General features: G+C 75.4%; 16 protein-coding genes. 11 read left to right on the forward strand and 5 right to left on the reverse strand.

All coding sequences use genetic code 11. The features are described 5' to 3' along the window. Positions 1 to 178 precede the first annotated feature (178 nt). Positions 179 to 913, forward strand: coding sequence for a beta-phosphoglucomutase family hydrolase (locus tag BLQ97_RS18680; RefSeq protein ID WP_091367572.1), 735 nt, complete (start codon positions 179 to 181; stop codon positions 911 to 913). Then, positions 910 to 3,282, forward strand: a complete 2,373-nt coding sequence (locus tag BLQ97_RS18685) for a glycoside hydrolase family 65 protein (RefSeq protein ID WP_091367574.1) — start codon at positions 910 to 912, stop codon at positions 3,280 to 3,282. Before BLQ97_RS18680 ends, BLQ97_RS18685 begins: the two co-directional genes overlap by 4 nt. Before the next feature lie 145 nt (positions 3,283 to 3,427). On the opposite strand, the gene BLQ97_RS18690 is transcribed toward BLQ97_RS18685, so the two are convergent. Continuing rightward, positions 3,428 to 4,132 (reverse strand): M50 family metallopeptidase, encoded by a 705-nt coding sequence (locus BLQ97_RS18690; RefSeq protein WP_091367576.1) that lies wholly within the window; start codon positions 4,130 to 4,132, stop codon positions 3,428 to 3,430. 180 nt (positions 4,133 to 4,312) lie between these two features. Between BLQ97_RS18690 and BLQ97_RS18695 the strand changes: the two genes are divergently transcribed. Next, positions 4,313 to 4,960: a LysE family translocator gene (locus BLQ97_RS18695; RefSeq protein WP_217637263.1), complete on the forward strand. Its 648-nt coding sequence runs from the start codon at positions 4,313 to 4,315 to the stop codon at positions 4,958 to 4,960. Between the two features lie 76 nt (positions 4,961 to 5,036). Here the strand turns inward: BLQ97_RS18695 and BLQ97_RS18700 are convergent, their stop codons facing one another. Both BLQ97_RS18700 and BLQ97_RS18705 read right to left on the reverse strand, forming a co-directional pair. Then, positions 5,037 to 6,992 carry an MFS transporter gene (locus tag BLQ97_RS18700; RefSeq protein WP_217637264.1) on the reverse strand — a complete coding sequence of 652 codons (1,956 nt, stop codon included), beginning with the start codon at positions 6,990 to 6,992 and terminating at the stop codon, positions 5,037 to 5,039. Between the two features lie 606 nt (positions 6,993 to 7,598). Beyond that, complete coding sequence (locus BLQ97_RS18705; protein WP_091367579.1) at positions 7,599 to 8,420, reverse strand: ABC transporter permease; 822 nt, start codon at positions 8,418 to 8,420, stop codon at positions 7,599 to 7,601. 70 nt (positions 8,421 to 8,490) lie between these two features. Here BLQ97_RS18705 and BLQ97_RS18710 point away from each other — a divergent pair, with 70 nt between their 5' ends. Beyond that, complete coding sequence (locus BLQ97_RS18710) at positions 8,491 to 9,441, forward strand: ABC transporter permease (protein ID WP_175471817.1); 951 nt, start codon at positions 8,491 to 8,493, stop codon at positions 9,439 to 9,441. A gap of 580 nt (positions 9,442 to 10,021) precedes the next feature. Then, positions 10,022 to 10,264, forward strand: coding sequence for a hypothetical protein (locus tag BLQ97_RS18715; protein WP_139173750.1), 243 nt, complete (start codon positions 10,022 to 10,024; stop codon positions 10,262 to 10,264). A 27-nt stretch (positions 10,265 to 10,291) separates the two neighbouring features. Here the strand turns inward: BLQ97_RS18715 and BLQ97_RS18720 are convergent, their stop codons facing one another. Further along, positions 10,292 to 10,732: a hypothetical protein gene (locus BLQ97_RS18720; RefSeq protein WP_245692443.1), complete on the reverse strand. Its 441-nt coding sequence runs from the start codon at positions 10,730 to 10,732 to the stop codon at positions 10,292 to 10,294. Between the two features lie 106 nt (positions 10,733 to 10,838). On the opposite strand from BLQ97_RS18720, the gene BLQ97_RS18725 reads away from it, so the two are divergent. The 6 genes from BLQ97_RS18725 (at position 10,839) to BLQ97_RS18750 (ending at position 15,919) form a co-directional block, all read left to right on the forward strand. Further along, positions 10,839 to 11,615 (forward strand): glycerophosphodiester phosphodiesterase family protein, encoded by a 777-nt coding sequence (locus BLQ97_RS18725; protein ID WP_217637265.1) that lies wholly within the window; start codon positions 10,839 to 10,841, stop codon positions 11,613 to 11,615. Beyond that, positions 11,600 to 12,529, forward strand: a complete 930-nt coding sequence (locus BLQ97_RS18730) for a lysophospholipid acyltransferase family protein (protein WP_245692445.1) — start codon at positions 11,600 to 11,602, stop codon at positions 12,527 to 12,529. Before BLQ97_RS18725 ends, BLQ97_RS18730 begins: the two co-directional genes overlap by 16 nt. A gap of 46 nt (positions 12,530 to 12,575) precedes the next feature. Next, positions 12,576 to 13,919: an MFS transporter gene (locus tag BLQ97_RS18735; protein ID WP_091367587.1), complete on the forward strand. Its 1,344-nt coding sequence runs from the start codon at positions 12,576 to 12,578 to the stop codon at positions 13,917 to 13,919. Then, positions 13,916 to 14,647, forward strand: a complete 732-nt coding sequence (locus BLQ97_RS18740) for a thymidine kinase (protein ID WP_091367589.1) — start codon at positions 13,916 to 13,918, stop codon at positions 14,645 to 14,647. The genes BLQ97_RS18735 and BLQ97_RS18740 overlap by 4 nt, the downstream gene beginning before the upstream one ends. A 191-nt stretch (positions 14,648 to 14,838) precedes the next feature. Continuing rightward, the gene (locus tag BLQ97_RS18745) at positions 14,839 to 15,183 is read left to right on the forward strand and encodes an RNA polymerase-binding protein RbpA (RefSeq protein WP_091367591.1); all 345 of its coding nucleotides are present in this window, start codon (positions 14,839 to 14,841) and stop codon (positions 15,181 to 15,183) included. Between the two features lie 181 nt (positions 15,184 to 15,364). Then, complete coding sequence (locus BLQ97_RS18750) at positions 15,365 to 15,919, forward strand: dihydrofolate reductase family protein (RefSeq protein ID WP_091367593.1); 555 nt, start codon at positions 15,365 to 15,367, stop codon at positions 15,917 to 15,919. A 5-nt stretch (positions 15,920 to 15,924) separates the two neighbouring features. On the opposite strand, the gene BLQ97_RS18755 is transcribed toward BLQ97_RS18750, so the two are convergent. Further along, a complete protein-coding gene (locus BLQ97_RS18755; protein ID WP_091367594.1) occupies positions 15,925 to 16,434 on the reverse strand; it encodes an FxsA family protein in 510 nt (169 codons plus the stop codon). Position 16,435: the final 1 nt, after the last annotated feature.

Here is a 16,435-nt window from a genome sequence, read left to right on the forward strand (position 1 = left end):
GGCGGCGTCCTGCCGCCTCGGCGCGACCCTAGTGAAAGGAGCCCGTCGCCCCCCACCGCTCGCAGGCTCGCGGCGGGCCCCTGCAGCGGGGCCACGGGGCGCCGCGCCGTCCGGCGCCGGCGCCCGGCCGGGTGGTCTCGACCCGTCGCCGGTGCGCGCGCGCCGGTAGCGTCGGCGCGTGCTCGGACTCCCCGACGGCATCCGTGCCTGTCTCTTCGACATGGACGGCGTGCTCACCCGCACCGCGACGGTGCACATGGCCGCGTGGAAGCGCACCTTCGACGAGTACCTGCGGGCCACCGACCCGCAGGCGCCGCCGTTCACCCAGCTGGACTACAACCGCTACGTCGACGGCAAGCCGCGGGCCGACGGTGTCCGCGACTTCCTGGCCAGCCGCGGCATCACGCTGCCCGAGGGCACCCCCGACGACCCGGCCGACGCCGCGACCGTGCACGGCATCGGCCGCCGCAAGAACGAGCTGCTGCTCACCGAGCTCGCCGAGCACGGCGTGGAGGTCTACCCCGGGTCGATGGCCTACCTGCGCGCGGCGAAGGACGCCGGCCTGGCCACCGCGGTGGTCACGGCCTCGGCCAACGGCGAGCAGGTGGTGGCCGCCGGCGGGTTCGCCGACCTCATCGACGCCCGCGTCGACGGCGTGGTCACCGCCCGCGAGGGACTGCGCGGCAAGCCCGCCCCGGACACCTTCCTGGCCGGCGCCCGGGCGCTGGGGGTCGCGCCCGCCGAGGCCGCCGTCTTCGAGGACGCGCTGGCCGGGGTGGCGGCCGGGCGGGCCGGGGCGTTCGGCCTCGTCGTCGGCGTCGACCGGGTCGGGCAGGGCGAGGCGCTGCGCGAGCACGGCGCCGACGTCGTGGTGACCGACCTCGACCAGCTGCTGAACGGGGGTGCCCGGTGACGGAGGGGCGGCCCAGCTTCCCCGTCGAGCCGTGGTCGCTGACCGAGATCGGCCTCGACCACGCCTCCCTCGGCGTCCACGAGTCGGTGTTCGCGCTGGCCAACGGGCACATCGGCATGCGCGGCTCGTTCGAGGAGGGCGAGCCGATCGTCGTCCCCGGCACCTACCTCAACGGCTTCTTCGAGGAGCGGCCGCTGCCCTACGCCGAGGCCGGGTACGGCTTCCCCGAGCAGGGCCAGACCGTCGTCAACGTCACCGACGGCAAGCTCGTCCGGCTGCTGGTCGGTGACACCCCCCTCGACCTGGACTACGGCCAGATCGTCGAGCACCGCCGCACCCTCGACCTGCGCCGCGGCGTGCTGCGGCGGGTGACCGAGTGGCGCTCGCCCAACGGGCGCACGGTGACCGTGACCAGCACCCGGCTGGTGTCGCTGCGGCGGCGCTCCATCGCCGCGATCGAGTACTCGGTGGAGTGCTCCGACGACCGCGGCGACCTCTACGTGGCGCTGCAGTCGGACCTGCTGGCCAACGAGCCGGTGGACAGCGGCACCGAGGGCGACGACCCGCGCGCGGCCGCCGCGCTGCGCCGGCCGCTGGTCAACGAGCTGGCCGTGGGCCGCGGGCAGCGCGCGGTGCTGGTGCACCGCACCCGGCGCAGCAAGCTGCGGATGGCGGCGGGCATGGACCACGTCGTCGACGTCCCCGACACCGCCACCCAGGACATGGAGGCCGGCGAGGACCTCGCCCGCTTCACCCTCGCCGCCCGGCTGCCGCAGGGCTCCTCGCTCAAGCTGGTCAAGTACCTCTCCTACGGCTGGAGCTCGCGCCGCTCGGCGGCGGCGCTGCGCGACCAGGTGGAGGGGGCGCTGGCGACGGCGAAGCTGGCCGGCTTCGAGCGGCTCATGCGCGAGCAGCGGGAGGTCCTCGACGCGCACTGGGCGCTGGCCGACGTCGAGATCGACGGCGACGACGAGCTGCAGCAGGCCGTGCGGATCGGCGTCTTCCACGTGCTGCAGGCCGGGCTGCGCGCCGAGCGCCAGCCGATCCCGGCCAAGGGGCTCACCGGCCCCGGCTACGACGGGCACACCTTCTGGGACACCGAGACCTACGTGCTCCCCGTGCTCACCTACATCGCCCCGGACGCCGTCCGCGACGCGCTGCGGTGGCGGCACTCGACGCTGGACCTGGCCCGCTCCCGCGCCCGCGAGCTCGGCCGGCAGGGCGCGGCCTTCCCGTGGCGGACCATCCGCGGCGAGGAGACCAGCGGCTACTGGCCGGCGGGGACGGCGGCCTTCCACATCAACGCCGACATCGCCGACGCCGTCGTCCGCTACCTGCACGCCACGCACGACGAGGAGTTCGAGCGCGACTTCGGCGCCGAGCTGCTCATCGAGACCGCGCGGCTGTGGGCGTCGCTGGGCCACTTCGACGCCGAGGACGGGTTCCGCATCGACGGGGTGACCGGCCCCGACGAGTACACCGCCGTGGTGGACAACAACGTCTACACCAACCTCATGGCGCAGCGGAACCTGCGCGAGGCGGCCGCGGCGGTCGAGCGCCAGCCCGACGTCGCCGGCCGGCTGGAGGTCACCGAGGAGGAGGTCGCGCACTGGCAGCGGGCCGCCCGGCTGATGCGGGTGCCGTGGGACCCGCGGCTGGGCGTGCACATGCAGTCCGAGGCGTTCACCCACCACCAGGAGTGGGACTTCGCCGCCACCCCGCCCGACCACTACCCGCTGCTGCTGCACTACCCCTACTTCGAGATCTACCGCAAGCAGGTGGTCAAGCAGGCCGACCTGGTGATGGCGCTGCACCTGCGCGGGGACGCGTTCACCCACGAGGAGAAGGTCGCCGACTTCGCCTACTACGAGGCCCGCACGGTCCGCGACAGCTCGCTGTCGGCCGCGCAGCAGGCGGTCGTGGCGGCCGAGACCGGGCACCTGGAGCTGGCCTACGACTACTGGGGCGAGGCCGCGCTCACCGACCTGCAGAACCTGCACGGCAACGCCGGCCACGGACTGCACATCGCCTCGCTGGCGGGGGGCTGGATGGTCGCCGTCGCCGGGTTCGGCGGCATGCGCGACCACGACGGCCGGCTGCTGTTCAGCCCGCGGCTGCCCTCGCGGATCGAGCGGCTGGCCTTCCGGCTGTCCTACCAGGGCCGCTGCCTGCAGGTGACGATCGAGAAGGAGCGCACCACCTACCGCCTGCGCGACGGCGAGCCGCTCGACATCCACCACCACGGCCGCCGGGTCACGGTGGACGACACCGACCTGGTGCTGGACAACCCGCCCGCACCGGAGGTGGCGCCGGTGTCGCAGCCCCCCGGCGCCGCGCCGCGCCGCCGCGGCAACGGCCGCCGCGACTAGGAGAAGGACCCCCTCGCCCCCCGCCCCTCGCTCCGCTCGGGACGGGCCCCTGCGAGGGAGCCGTTCCAGCACCTCACCGGCCCCCCGCCCCTCGCTCCGCTCGGGACGGGCCCCTGCGAGGGAGCCGTTCCAGCACGCTGCGGGGTCAGGGGACCAGCAGCCAGGTGGCGGCGAGGGCGAGGGCGGCGACGTCGACGAGCAGGAAGACGGCCACCCACACCACGCCGGGGACGTGGGTGAGCCGGGCGAGCTGGTCGGCGTCGGAGTCCGGGGTGCTCCGCCGGCGCCGTTCGGCCTGCAGCTCGAGCACCGTCCGCGGCGCGGCGAGCAGCAGGAACCAGGTGACGGCGGCGGCGAACCCGGCCTGCGCGGCTGTCGGCAGCCACCCGGTGACGCCGACGAGGACGGCGCCGGTCACCAGCACCGCCCCCAGGCCGAAGAAGTTGCGGATCTGCAGCAGCAGCAGCGCCAGCAGGGCGAGCAGCGCCCACAGCACCCCGACGGCGTGGCCGGCCGCCAGCAGCGCGGCCGCCCCCAGCCCGAACAGGCCCGGGCCGACGTAGCCGGCCAGCAGGGTGAGCACCATGCCCGCCCCGGTGGGGCGACCGGCGGACACCGTCAGCCCCGAGGTGTCCGAGTGCAGCCGGATGCCGGCCAGCCGGCGGCCCGTGGCGACGGCGGCCAGCCCGTGCGCGCCCTCGTGCGCGATCGTCACCACCGTGCGGGCCGGCCGCCACAGCGCCGGGCTGGCGACCACCACGAGCGCGACGAGGGCGGCGCCGACCAGCACCCCGGGGGGAAGCGGCACCTCGGCGGTCACCCGCGTCCAGAGGCGGTCGAGAGGGTCCACGGCGGCGAGTGAACAGGACGGGCCTGGGACCGACCCGGGAGGTGCGGCCCGTCCCTCCGCCGACCCGCTACCTCCCGACCGTTATCCCCAACGAACCGAACACCCCACAGGAGGGACGGACGAACCGGCACCGAGAAAGGCGGTCGCGGTCGCCGGGCAGGGCTGGGAGCATCCGCGGGCGTGGACGCGGTCGCACTGGCGGGGACGGTCCCCGCCTTCCTCGGCGTCGTGCTGCTCATCGCGGCGACGCCGGGGCCGGCGATGGCGCTCGTCGTGCGCCGCGCCGCCCTGCGGGGGACGGGCGCCGCCGTGCCGACCGTGCTGGGCCTCGAGGCGGGACTGCTGGTCTGGGCGCTGCTCGCCGGGGCCGGTGTCGCCGCCGCGGTCGCCGCGTCGGAGGTCGCCCACCTGGTGCTGCGGGTGGCCGGGGCCGTGGTCCTGCTGTGGCTCGGCGGGCGGGCGCTGTGGCGTGCGGGGCGGGGAGGCGGTGAGGCACCGGTGCCCGGTGGGGGCGGCGCCGGCGCCGGCGCGGGACGGCGGGCCTTCGGCGAGGGCCTCCTGGTGCAGCTGGCCAACCCGAAGCTGGCCGTCTTCATGGTCGCCCTCTACCCGCAGTTCGTCCCTGCGGGCAGCGACCCGCTGCCGGCGGCCGCCGTGCTCGGGCTGCTGCAGGTCGCCGTCGAGACGGCGCTGTACCTGGGGCTCGCGGTCGGCGTCGGCCGGGCGGGGACCTGGTTCCGGCGTCCGCGGGTGGGCCGTGGCCTGGACGCCGCCGCCGGCACCGTGCTGGTGGGCATGGGCCTGCGCGTCGCCGTCACCACCCGCTGAGCCGCCACCGGACTCGCACGGACGAGCGGAGGGGCCGGGGCCCCCTCGTGCCCCGGCCCCTCCGTTCGGTGGTGGCTCAGCCGTTCGTGCGCTCGAGCGCCGCGAGCTCGCGGGCCACCATCTCCTCGTGCGCCTGCTCGTCCTGGCGGGCGCGGCGGGGGCTCCACCGGCCGGCCATCACGAACACGAAGGGCAGGAACAGCAGCTGCCCGGCGACGCACACCCACCACCAGCGCTGCCACTGCCGCGGGTTCTCCTCGGCGGCGGCCGCGACCTCGTCCCCGTGCTCGGCGAGGTAGGCGAGGTCGTCGGCCGGGATGGACGTGTTCGCCTGCTGCAGCACGGTGCCGTACCGCTGCACCAGCGCCAGGTCGGCCTGCACGGCCGGGTCGCCCAGGCTGACGAGCAGCTGGGTGGCCTGGCCGGCGTCGACGCCGAGGGCCGAGGCGATCTGCCCCACCGCGGCGGCACCGGCCGCCGGGTCGGTCGGGTCGGCCTGCAGCGCCGCCAGCGTGGCCGGGTCGACCGCCTGGGCGGCCGCCAGCTGCGGCGCCCGCGTGCGCACCGCCTCCGACACCGCGGCGGCCTCGTCGGCGTCGGCGCCCTGCTGGGTGGCCACCGCGCCGAGCGCCGTGGCCAGCGCGCCGACGTCCTGGGGGTCGGCGGCCAGCGCGGCCGAGGTGGCCGGGTCGAGGGCCGAGAGCACCGCGACCTCCTGCGGGTGGGCGGCGACGATCTCGCTCACCCGGGAGCCCTGGTCGACCAGGACGGAGGTCGCCGGCACGACGAGGGTGAAGACCGCCAGCGACGCCGTCACCACCAGGCGCAGCAGCCAGCCCCAGACGGCCAGTCCGGTGGCCGTGGCGGCCGGGTTGTGCCGCTCGACGGTCTCGGTGAACGAGGCCATCCAGGCGACGTAGGCCATGCCGCCGCCGGCCGCCGACAGGATGAAGTAGGTCGCGATCGTGTAGTAGCCGGTCTCCGGCCGCGTCGCCGACAGCGCGAACAGCACCGAGCCCACGAGGCCGACGAGCGTGCCGACGACCATGAACGGCTTGCGCACCCGGAACCGGTCGGTGAGCACGCCGGTGACCACCAGCGCGATCGCGTTGGTCACCCAGTACCAGTTGGCCAGCGCGTTGGCGCGCTGCTCGGAGTAGCCGAAGACGGTGGCGAAGTAGACGACGGCGAAGCCGACGAGGATGTAGTAGAGCAGCAGGAAGATGCTGATGGCGAAGGCCGACCCGACGACGTCGAAGCGCAGCACCTGCCGCCAGTGGCCCTTGAGGGCCTGCTCGGTGTCCAGGCCCCGGGCCCGCGCCTCGACCAGCGCGCGGTCGCGCATGCTCACCATGAGCTGGTCGCGCAGGGCGGGGGAGAGCTCGCGCAGTCCGACGAGGGCGACGACGAACACGACCAGGCCGGCGGTGCCGCAGACGTAGAACTGCCAGCGCCAGTCGGGGTGCTCGTCAAGGGTGTTGCTCGACACCGTCGTCACCACGAGGCTGCCGAGCACCGGGCCGAGGGTCCAGAAGCCCATGGCGACGCCGCGGCCGACCTGCGGCGAGAAGTCGCGGATCAGCGCCGGGGTGGCCACCAGCACCACGCCCTCGACGAAGCTCAGCACCGCGAAGAGCACCGTGAAGGCGGTCTTGCCCGGCGCGTGCGGCAGGCCGACCAGGAGGAGCAGCCCGGTGAGGAGCAGGCCGCCCACGACCAGGTTGGCCCGGCCCCACCGGTCGGCGAGACCGGCGAACAGCGAGGCGAACGCACCGACCAGGTTGCCGATGACCGAGACGAAGACGTAGCCGGTGAAGGAGAAGCCGAGCTCGGCGATGATCTGGGTCGCGACGGCGCCACCGACGTAGAGCTCGTAGTACAGGATCACGGTGGCCAGCACGGTGATCCCCAGGTACAGCGACCGGGGCCCGTTCTCGGGGTAGTGGTGCAGCTTGCGGTCCCAGAGGCGGCGGAGGCCGGAGACCTCGCGGGGTGGGGGAGCCTCGTTCGGGCGGACGGCGGTAGCGGTCACGGACGATCCCTTCCCGGCGCAACGCCGAGCACGGGTGGGGAGGACGGCCGCCCCGCGGGCGACCGCCGGTGTGGCGTGGAACACACCGGCGGGAACGTAACCACGGGTGATGCAGAGGTCAACGACTTCCTGCAACGTCATCCCGATCCGTTACATCCGTTATCCCCAAGTTGCAATCAAAACAAGCGGCAACGACCCAGAACGACGACGACCGGGGGAGGGTCCCGCCCACCGCCTCCGCTGCGGTGTCGGGCGGGCGGGACCGAGGGACGGGTTCGCCGCTGGTCACGGCTCGTCGCTCGCCGGCCCGGCCCCGGTGGGTGTCGGCGCGCCGTGCACGCGGGACGGGACACGCCGGGCGCCGGGATCGGCCGGCCGCGGCGTGGCACGCGGCAGCATGATCGCCGGTCGAGCGCTGCAGCTCTCCTCTCTTCTACCGTTATCCCCAACAAAATGATGGAATTGACGGTTGCTCGTCCCGAACAAGACCATGAAGGACCAGGGGAGGGGTCATCTGTCAGCCTGGAGCCGGGACGGACGACCCGGACCCGAGCAGGGGAGTGGTGCCCCGTCGACGTCCCGGGCTCGCGACGCCCTCGCGACGGCTCAGCGGTGGGTCGGACGTCGGCGCAGGCCCTCGCCGAGGAGGACGAAGGCGGTGACGGCGACGACGAGGACGAGGCTGGGCGCGATCAGGGTGTGCGGCGCCCGGGAGGACGCCTCGCCGCCCTGCTGCAGCAGGATGCCCCAGGACTCGGTCGGGCGCTGCAGGCCGACGCCGGCGAAGGTGAGGACGGCCTCGGCCGACACCAGGACGCCGGCGTAGGCGCTGGCGAAGACCACCAGCGGCCGGACGGCGTGCGGGACGACGTGCCGGGTGAGCAGCCGCACGGGTCCGGCGCCGAGGGCGCGGGCCGCGGTGACGTGGTCGAGCGCCACGACCTGCCGGGTGGCCGCGCGCACGACCCGCAGCATGGGCGGCCAGCTGAAGGCCGTGAGCACGGCGACGAGCTGCACGGGGCCGCGCCGGTCGGTGGCGCTGAGCAGGACGACCCCGCCGAGGACGAGCGGGATCCCCGACCACACGTCGGTGGCCCGGGAGACGACGCCGTCGACCACGCCGCCCGCGTAGCCGGCCACCGTGCCCAGTACGACCGCCAGCAGGCCCGCGAGGACGATCACGGCGGCCGCCGCGAGCAGCGACGTCCGCGCCCCGTGGACGGCCTTGGCGGCCAGGTCGCACCCGAACACGTCGAGACCGAGCGGGTGCGCCCACGACGGCGGCTCGAGGGACGCGCCGAGGTCGCAGTCGCGGGGGTCGGCGGGGCTGAGCGTGCTGGGCGCCAGGACCATCACCGTGAGCACGGCCAGCAGCGGGACGGCGACCAGCAGGGCGCCGCTCGCCCGGACCCGGTTCGACGACGGCACGAGCGGATCCTGCCCGACGGCCGGCCGGGACCTCGACGGCGGTGATCACGGTGCTGCCACGATGTCGGCCGTGCCCGCCTTCGCCCTGCGCCGCCTGGCGCAGATGGTGCTCAGCCTCTGGGCGGCCGTGACCCTGGTCTTCGTCGCCGTGACGCAACTGCCCGGGGACCCGGTGCGGGCGCTGTTCGGCTTCTCGCCCCCGCCGCCGGAGCTCTACGCGCGCATCCGCAGCGAGTTCTCGCTCGACGAGCCCCTGCCGGTCCAGTACGGCCGCTACCTCCGCGACCTGGTGACCGGGGACTGGGGCCGGGGGCTGCCGACCCTGCGCGGGGACGCCGTCGTGCCCGGGCCGGCCGTCATCGACGTGCTGGCGGTCGCCGCGCCGGTCAGCGCGACCCTGCTGGCCGGCGCGGTGGTGCTCCAGCTGGTCGTCGGCGTGGTCGCCGGGGCGCTGGCCGCCGGCGGGCGGTGGACAGGCAAGGGAGTCACCGTGGTGGCCACGCTGCTGGTCGGCACGCCGGTGGTCGTGGCGGCCTACCTGCTGCGCTTCGTGTTCGTCTCCGAGCTCGGCTGGGCGCCGTTCAACGGGCGCAGCGGCGAGCCCGCGGCCTACGTGCTGCCGACCGTGGCACTCGCCGCGCTGTCCACCGGCTACGTCGCGCTGATCACCCGCGCGGAGGTGGGCGACACGCTGCGCGCGCCCTTCGTGCAGGCGGCGCGCGGCCGCGGGCTGACGACCCGGCGGGTGGTCGGCGTGCACGCGCTGCGTCCCGCGCTGACGCCGGTGGTGACCTTCGTGGCCGCCCACCTGGGACAGCTCGTGGTGGGGCTGGTCGTCGTCGAGGGGGTGTTCGGCATGCCCGGTGTCGGCAACGCGATCCTGGGCGCCATCGGCGGGCGCGACCGGGCGCTGCTGGTCGGGCTGACCACGGTGGTCATCGCCGCGGTCATCGTGGCCAACGCGGTCGCCGACGTCGCCGCGGCCGCGCTGGACCCCCGGGTCCGCCTGCAGGAGACGTGACGGAGGAGGAGGCTCCGGGGAGGACGGGAGCGGCCCCGCTCCGCGCTACCTGACATAATGTGCATTATCGGCACAGGTTCCCAGGGCGGTCGGAACCGGTCGAGATCGTCCCGCCGGGCCCGGCCACACCGCCGGCCACGACCTGGTGGACACGACCTGGTGGACACGACCTGGTGAGTTCGGGACCCTGGCGACGTCGGGACCACCGGCACGGCTCGTCCGGCTCGCAGGTGACGGCGGCACGCACCCCGACACCACGCGCGCCGACGTCCCGCGTCCGGCACCCGTGCCGGCCCGGCACCTCCGGTGGTCCCCGGCGTCACGACCCGTCCGTGCCGTCCGACCGGCGCCGCCCGGTGTCCGCAGCTCCGATCCCGTCACCTGCCCGCCGCCGGCCCGTCCTCGCCGGCCGACCCGGGCCCGACTGTCGACCGGTCGCCCCGGACGCCACCGCCGGACGGTGACCCCCTCCTCCCCGGCAGTCACCGACACCACCAGTGTTGCGTCACAGTGACGCAATAATGGTGGTGTGGGGTGCTTCGACGGGCGGCCCGCCCGGCTGCTCCGTAGGGTCGACGACATGGAACTCCGACGTCCGATCGCCGCACTGATGACCGCCCTGGCTCTCTTCGGCGGCGGTGCCACGCTGACGGCGTGCGGTGATCCGGCCGGCCAGGACCGCAACGACGGCACGACCGACGACAGCGAGAACACCAGCGGTGGCGACCCGTCGGAGGAGTCGCAGGACAACCTGCCGGACAACAGCAACCCCGACCCGGGAGCACCCGAGGACCAGGACGACGACACGCAGGACCCGGACTGACCGGGCGGCGACCTGCGACCCGGCGGGTCAGCCGGCGGCGCGCTCGCTGACCCAGAGCTTGTCCAGCCGGCCGGTGGAGTGCACCAGGTCGGCCAGGGAGCGTTCGAGCTCGGCCTTGGTGTGCCGCTCGGCCAGCAGCGTCTGGACGTCCTCGATGGCGCAGCGCAGCTGGTAGAGCCGGTCCTGCAGGCCGTCGAGCTCGGCGCGCTTGACCAGGACGACGTCGCCGGGCAGGCCGGCCTGGGTGCTGGCGTTGCGCTGCTCGTAGGCGCGCTGGCGGCAGGCCTGCCCGCAGTAGAGCCGGGGGCGGCCCACCGACCCGGCCTGGGGCAGGACGCGGCGGCACCAGCCGCAGCGGCGCTCGCCGCCACTCCCCTGCCGACCGTCTTCCGCCGGGGCGTCCGTCCCCAGCTGCGTCGTCGTACCGACCGCCTTCCCCACCGTCCTGCGGGCGCGCTGCTCTGCCACGGCCCGCACGGTAGACGGCGGCACCGACAGTCCCGCCGGACACGCCCGCGACGCGCTGACGGAGGGCCCGTCCGGCGTGTCGGGCGGCGCGGCTAGCGTGTCGGCCGTGCCCCCCGCCCGGTTCGCCTACCTCGAGGGGCCGACGCCGCTGGCGATGGCGCACCGCGGCGGCGCCATCGAGCACCTGGAGAACACGCGGCCGGCGTTCGAGGCGTGCGTGGCGATGGGCTACCGGTACCTGGAGACCGACGTCCGCGTCACCGCCGACGGTGTCCTCGTCGCCTTCCACGACCCCACCCTCGACCGGGTCACCGACCGCACCGGCCGCATCGAGCACCTGCCGTGGGCGGAGGTCGCCACGGCGCGCATCGGCGGCCGGGAGCCGGTCGTGCGGCTCGAGGACCTCTTCGGCGCCTGGCCCGACGTCCGGTTCAACCTCGACGTCAAGGCCGCCGGCGTGCTCGCGCCGCTGGTGCCCCTGGTGCGCCGGACCGGGATGGCCGACCGCATCTGCCTCGGGTCGTTCTCCGACGCGCGGGTGGCCGCGGCCCGCCGGGTGTTCGGGCCCTCGGTGTGCACCTCGCTGGGCCCGCGCGGGGTCGCCGCGCTGCGGCTGTCGTCCTACTCCCCCCGGGCCGCCGGGCTGGTGCGGCTGCCGGCCGGGTGCGCGCAGGTGCCGCTGCAGCTGGGCGGCCGCGCGCTGGTGGACGAGCGGTTCGTGGCCGCCGCGCACGCCCGCGGGCTGCAGGTGCACGTGTGGACGGTGGACACCCCGGAGGAGGCCGCGGCGATGCTCGACCTGGGCGTCGACGGGATCATGACCGACCGCCCGGCGATGCTGCGCGGCGTGCTGGAGGACCGGGGCCAGTGGACGCCGCGCTGAGCGGGTGGGTACCGGGCGGGTGGCTGCCGGGCGGGTGGGTGCAGGCGCTGCGCGACTGGCGGCCGGCCCCGCCGCCGCTGCCCGACCACCTCGAGGGCATCCTCCGCGCCGGCGACCCGGAGTGGTTCGCCCGCGAGCTGGCGATCGCCGCGGCCCCGCCGTGGGAGGTGTGGCTGTTCCTGCTGCAGCGCTTCTCCTGGCTGGTCGACCTCGTCGGCCGGGTGGAGGTCACCGGGTCGATCCCCGCGGAGCTGCGGCGCGGGCCGCTGCTGCTGGCGGCCAACCACGTCGGCGACTTCGACCCGTTCGTCATCGCCGTCGCGCTGCACCGGCTCGGCGTCGTCCCCCGGATCATGGCGACCGGCGGGATCGTGTCCGCGCCGGTGGTCGGCCCGCTGCTCGAGCGGGCCGGCGGCATCCGGGTCGACCGCGGCACCGAGGTGGCGCGGCACGCGGTGCGGGTCACCGAGGTGGCGCTGGTGCACGGCGGGCACGTGGTGGCCTATCCCGAGGGGCGGGTCGGCCTGGCGCCCGACGGCTGGCCCGAGCGGGGCCGCACCGGCATGGCGCGGCTGGCGCTGGGCGTGCGGGTGCCGGTGATCCCGGTCAGCCAGTGGGGCGCCCAGGAGGTGCTGCAGTACGGCAACGACTGGGGCAAGCTGCGCACCCTAGCCCGGTCGCTGGTGCAGCGGCCGGTGCTGCGGGTGCACGTCGGGCCGCCGGTGTCCATGGCGGACCTCGAGCTGGGCCGGGTGGGCGACGCCAACCGGGCACGGACGCGCATCGCGGCGGCGATCACGCGGGGGCTGGTGCCGCTGCGGGAGGCGAGCCGGCCGCTGCACCCCGACCCGACCCGGCCCACGACCGGTGTCGCGGCGTTCCCGGGCGGCGTCGTCCCCGACGACATCCCGTGACCGGACGGTGCTGGATCCGCGCCGCCCGGGGTGGCACCCTGCGCCGGTGAACGCCCCCGACGTCGACGCCGCGCCGCCCGTCGACCGTGCCCTGCGCCGCGAGCGCTTCGGCTGGTACTCCTACGACTGGGCGATGTCGGTGTTCAACACCAGCGTCACCACGGTCTTCCTCGGGCCCTACCTGACCTCGGTCGCCGAGGACGCCGCCGGGCCCGGCGGGCGGCTGCCGTTCCTGGGTCTGGCGATCCCGCCGGGCAGCTGGTTCTCCTACGTGCTGTCGGTGTCGGTGGTGCTGCAGGTCGTGGTGCTGCCGCTGACCGGCGCGGTCGCCGACCGCACCGGCCGCAAGCGGCACCTGCTCGGGGCGCTGGCGGCGCTGGGCGCGCTGGCCGCGACCTGCCTGTTCTTCGTCGCCGACGGCCGCTACCTGCTGGGCGCGGCGCTGTTCGTGGTGGCCAACGTCAGCTTCGGCGCCGCCACCGTCGTCTACTACTCGTGGCTGCCCGACCTGGCCGGCCCCGACGAGCGCGACGCGGTCTCCAGCCGCGGCTGGGCCTTCGGCTACGTCGGGGGCGCGCTGCTGCTCGCCGTCCACCTCGGGCTCTTCCTCGGCGCGGGCTCGCTGGGCCTCACCGAGGGCGAGGCGGTGCGCATCTGCCTGGCCACCGCCGGCCTGTGGTGGGGACTGTTCACGCTGGTCACGGTGTCGCTGCTGCGCGACCGGCCGGCGCAGGCCGCCGCGCACGCCACCAGCGGCTTCCGCCAGCTCGCCGCCACGCTGCGGGGCATGCGGGCGTTCCCGCTGACGCTGTGGTTCCTCGGCGCCTACCTGCTGTTCAACGACGGCGTGCAGACGGTGGTCTCGCTGTCGGCGACCTACGCCAGCGAGGAGCTGGGCCTGTCGCAGTCGGTGCTCACCGGGGCGATCCTCATGGTGCAGGTGGTCGCGGTGTTCGGGGCGCTGGGCCTGGGCCGGGTGGCGGCCCGCCACGGCGCCAAGCGCACGGTGCTGGGCTGCCTGGTGGTGTGGACGGCGGTGCTGGTGGCCGCCTACTGGCTGCAGGAGGGCGCGGTCGCGCAGTTCTACGCCCTGGCCGCGGTGATCGGGCTGGTGCAGGGCGGCACGCAGGCGCTGTCGCGGTCGCTGTTCAGCCACCTGATCCCGGCGGGCAAGGAGGCGGAGTACTACAGCTTCTACGAGATCAGCGACCGTGGGACCAGCTGGCTGGGGCCGCTGGCCTTCGGCCTGACCTACCAGCTCACCGGCTCCTACCGGTACGCGATCATCAGCCTGGTGGTCTTCTTCGTCGCCGGCTTCCTGCTGCTGCTGCGGCTGCCGGTGCGCCGCGCGGTGGTCGCGGCGGGCAACACGCCGCCGGAGCGCCTGTGACCGACCCGTCCGTCCCGCCGGTGGCGGTGCCCGCCGCCGGTGACCGCCGCCGCGCGCCGGCCCCGGCCCACCTGCGCTTCTTCCACGGCCCGATGGACTGCGGCAAGTCCACCCTCGCCCTGCAGGTCGACCACAACCAGAGCCGCCAGGGCCGCTCGGGGCTGCTGCTGACCCAGGGCGACCGCTCGGCACGGCCGCTGATCAGCTCCCGGGTCGGCCTGTCGCGCACCGCCGTCGAGGTCGACGCCGGCAGCGACCTGCTGCTGCTGGTGCGCAGCCACTGGGCCGGGGGCCGCCGGGTGGACTACCTGATCGTCGACGAGGCGCAGTTCCTCACCCCCGGGCAGGTCGACCAGCTCGCCGAGCTCGTCGACGCCTCGCACGTCGACGTCTACGCCTTCGGCCTGACCACCGACTTCCGCGCCCGCCTGTTCCCGGGCACCCAGCGGCTGCTGGAGGTCGCCGACGACGTGCAGCGCATCCAGGTCGAGGTGCTGTGCTGGTGCGGGCTGCCGGGCCTGCTCAACGCCCGGGTGGTGGACGGCGCGATGGTGCGCTCGGGCGCCACCGTCGTCGTCGCCGACACCGCGCCCACCCCCGCCCCGACCGACGAGGCCGGTGACGAGACGGGCGCGGAGGTGCACTACCAGGTGCTGTGCCGCCGCCACCACGTGCTCGGCCAGCTCGGGCCCACCGCGGCCGGGCCGGGGCAGCTGGCCCTCCCCTGAGCCCGGGTCCCCCGGCCGGGGGGTGCGTGCGGCGCCCGATACCACTCCATGCGATGATGGGGAACCGACTCAGCGGAATCTCTTCGCGAAATCCGTCGTTGGTCCCTTTCGACTCCCCTGCGCAGTGGGTAGCTCCCTGCTGCGACGTGGACTCCTGACCGACACCCCGAAGCACGAGAGGACGGTGTGCCATGGGCGAGCGTTCCCTGCGCGGCAGCCGACTGGGCAGCGTGAGCTACGAGACCGAGCGGAACACCGCTCCGATCGAGCGGCAGTACGCGGAGTACAAGTGCCCCACGGGCCACCAGTTCACCGTGCCGTTCGCCGACGACGCCGAGGTGCCCGACACCTGGGAGTGCAAGTTCGACGGCGCCGCGGCCAAGCTGGTCGGCGGCAGCGAGCCGGCCCCCAAGAAGGTCAAGCCGCCGCGCACCCACTGGGACATGCTGCTCGAGCGCCGCTCCGTGGAGGACCTCGAGGAGGTCCTCGCCGAGCGCCTCGAGGTGCTGCGCGGACGGCGCACCCGCGCCAGCTGAGGGAGGACCCGCCTCCTCCCACCGCTCGCGAGCTCGCGGCGGGCCCCTGGAGGCGGGCCGTGCCAGGACCGTTCGGCGGCCCCGGTGGGACACCCCACCGGGGCCGTCGCGCGTCCGGGGACCGCTCAGTTCCCGCTCCCCCACGGGTCTGCCCCGTCAGCACCCCCCCGAGGAGGACGCCGTGGCCCACCTGATCGCCGGCATGACGATGTCCCTGGACGGCTACGTCGCCGACCCCTCCGGGGACTTCGGCGTGCTCTACGCCGACCTCGACAGCCCGGCCGGCCGCGCCTACCTGGCCGCCTCGCAGGCGGAGACCGGGGCGGTCCTCATGGGGCGGCGCACCTTCGACGGCGCGCCCGACCCCGACTCCTACGCCGACGACTACGAGTACCAGGTGCCGATCGTCGTGCTCACCACCCGCCCGCCGGCCACGCCGCCGCGCAGCAACGACCGGCTGTCGATCACCTTCGCCGGCGACCTGCCCGCGGCGGTGGCCACCGCCCGGGAGCTCGCCGGGGAGCGGGCGGTCACCGTCGTCGGCGGCGCCGACCTCAACCGCCAGCTGCTCGACGCCGGGCTGGCCGACGAGCTGCGCGTCGACGTGCTGCCCGTGCTGCTCGGCGGCGGCCTGCGGCTCTTCGACGGCGTCGCCCCGGCCCGGCTCGCGGCGACCGGCGTCGAGCGGGTGGGCGAGCGCACCTGCCTGCGCTTCCGGCCCCTCCCCCGGGACTGAGGTCGTCAGCCGCGCGGGCCGGCGTCGACCACGTCGCCGGCCACCTCGCCCTCGATGACCCGCACCCGCGCACCGGCCGCCGTCGCACCGGCCGCCGTCGCCCCGGGCACCCGGGTGCTGCGCACCCGCACCGGACCCGCGGGGACCAGGCCCAGCCGCGCGACCAGCCCGCGGCCGACGACGGCCCGCACCAGGGGGCGGGTGGGCGGCAGCAGGCACAGCAGCCCGACGACGTCGCCGAGGAAGCCGGGCAGCACCATGAGCGCCCCGCCGACGGCGACCAGGCCCCCGTCCCCGATCGTCCGGCCTCGCTGCAGGGGCCCGCCGCGAGCGTGCGAGCGGAGGGGGGCAGCGAGGCCCCTCAGCTGCCGCGCCGTCAGCGACCAGCCCAGCACGGTGGTGGCCAGCGCGGCGAGCACGGTCGCGCCCACCCCGATCCAGCTCGCCACCAGCACGAGGACGACGACCTCGGCGAGGGCCCACAGCCCCGCCAGCACCCGAACGCGGTGTCCCACG

Origin of the sequence: Geodermatophilus telluris, assembly GCF_900102745.1 — a bacterium.
In the GTDB taxonomy this organism is placed as follows: domain Bacteria; phylum Actinomycetota; class Actinomycetes; order Mycobacteriales; family Geodermatophilaceae; genus Geodermatophilus; species Geodermatophilus telluris.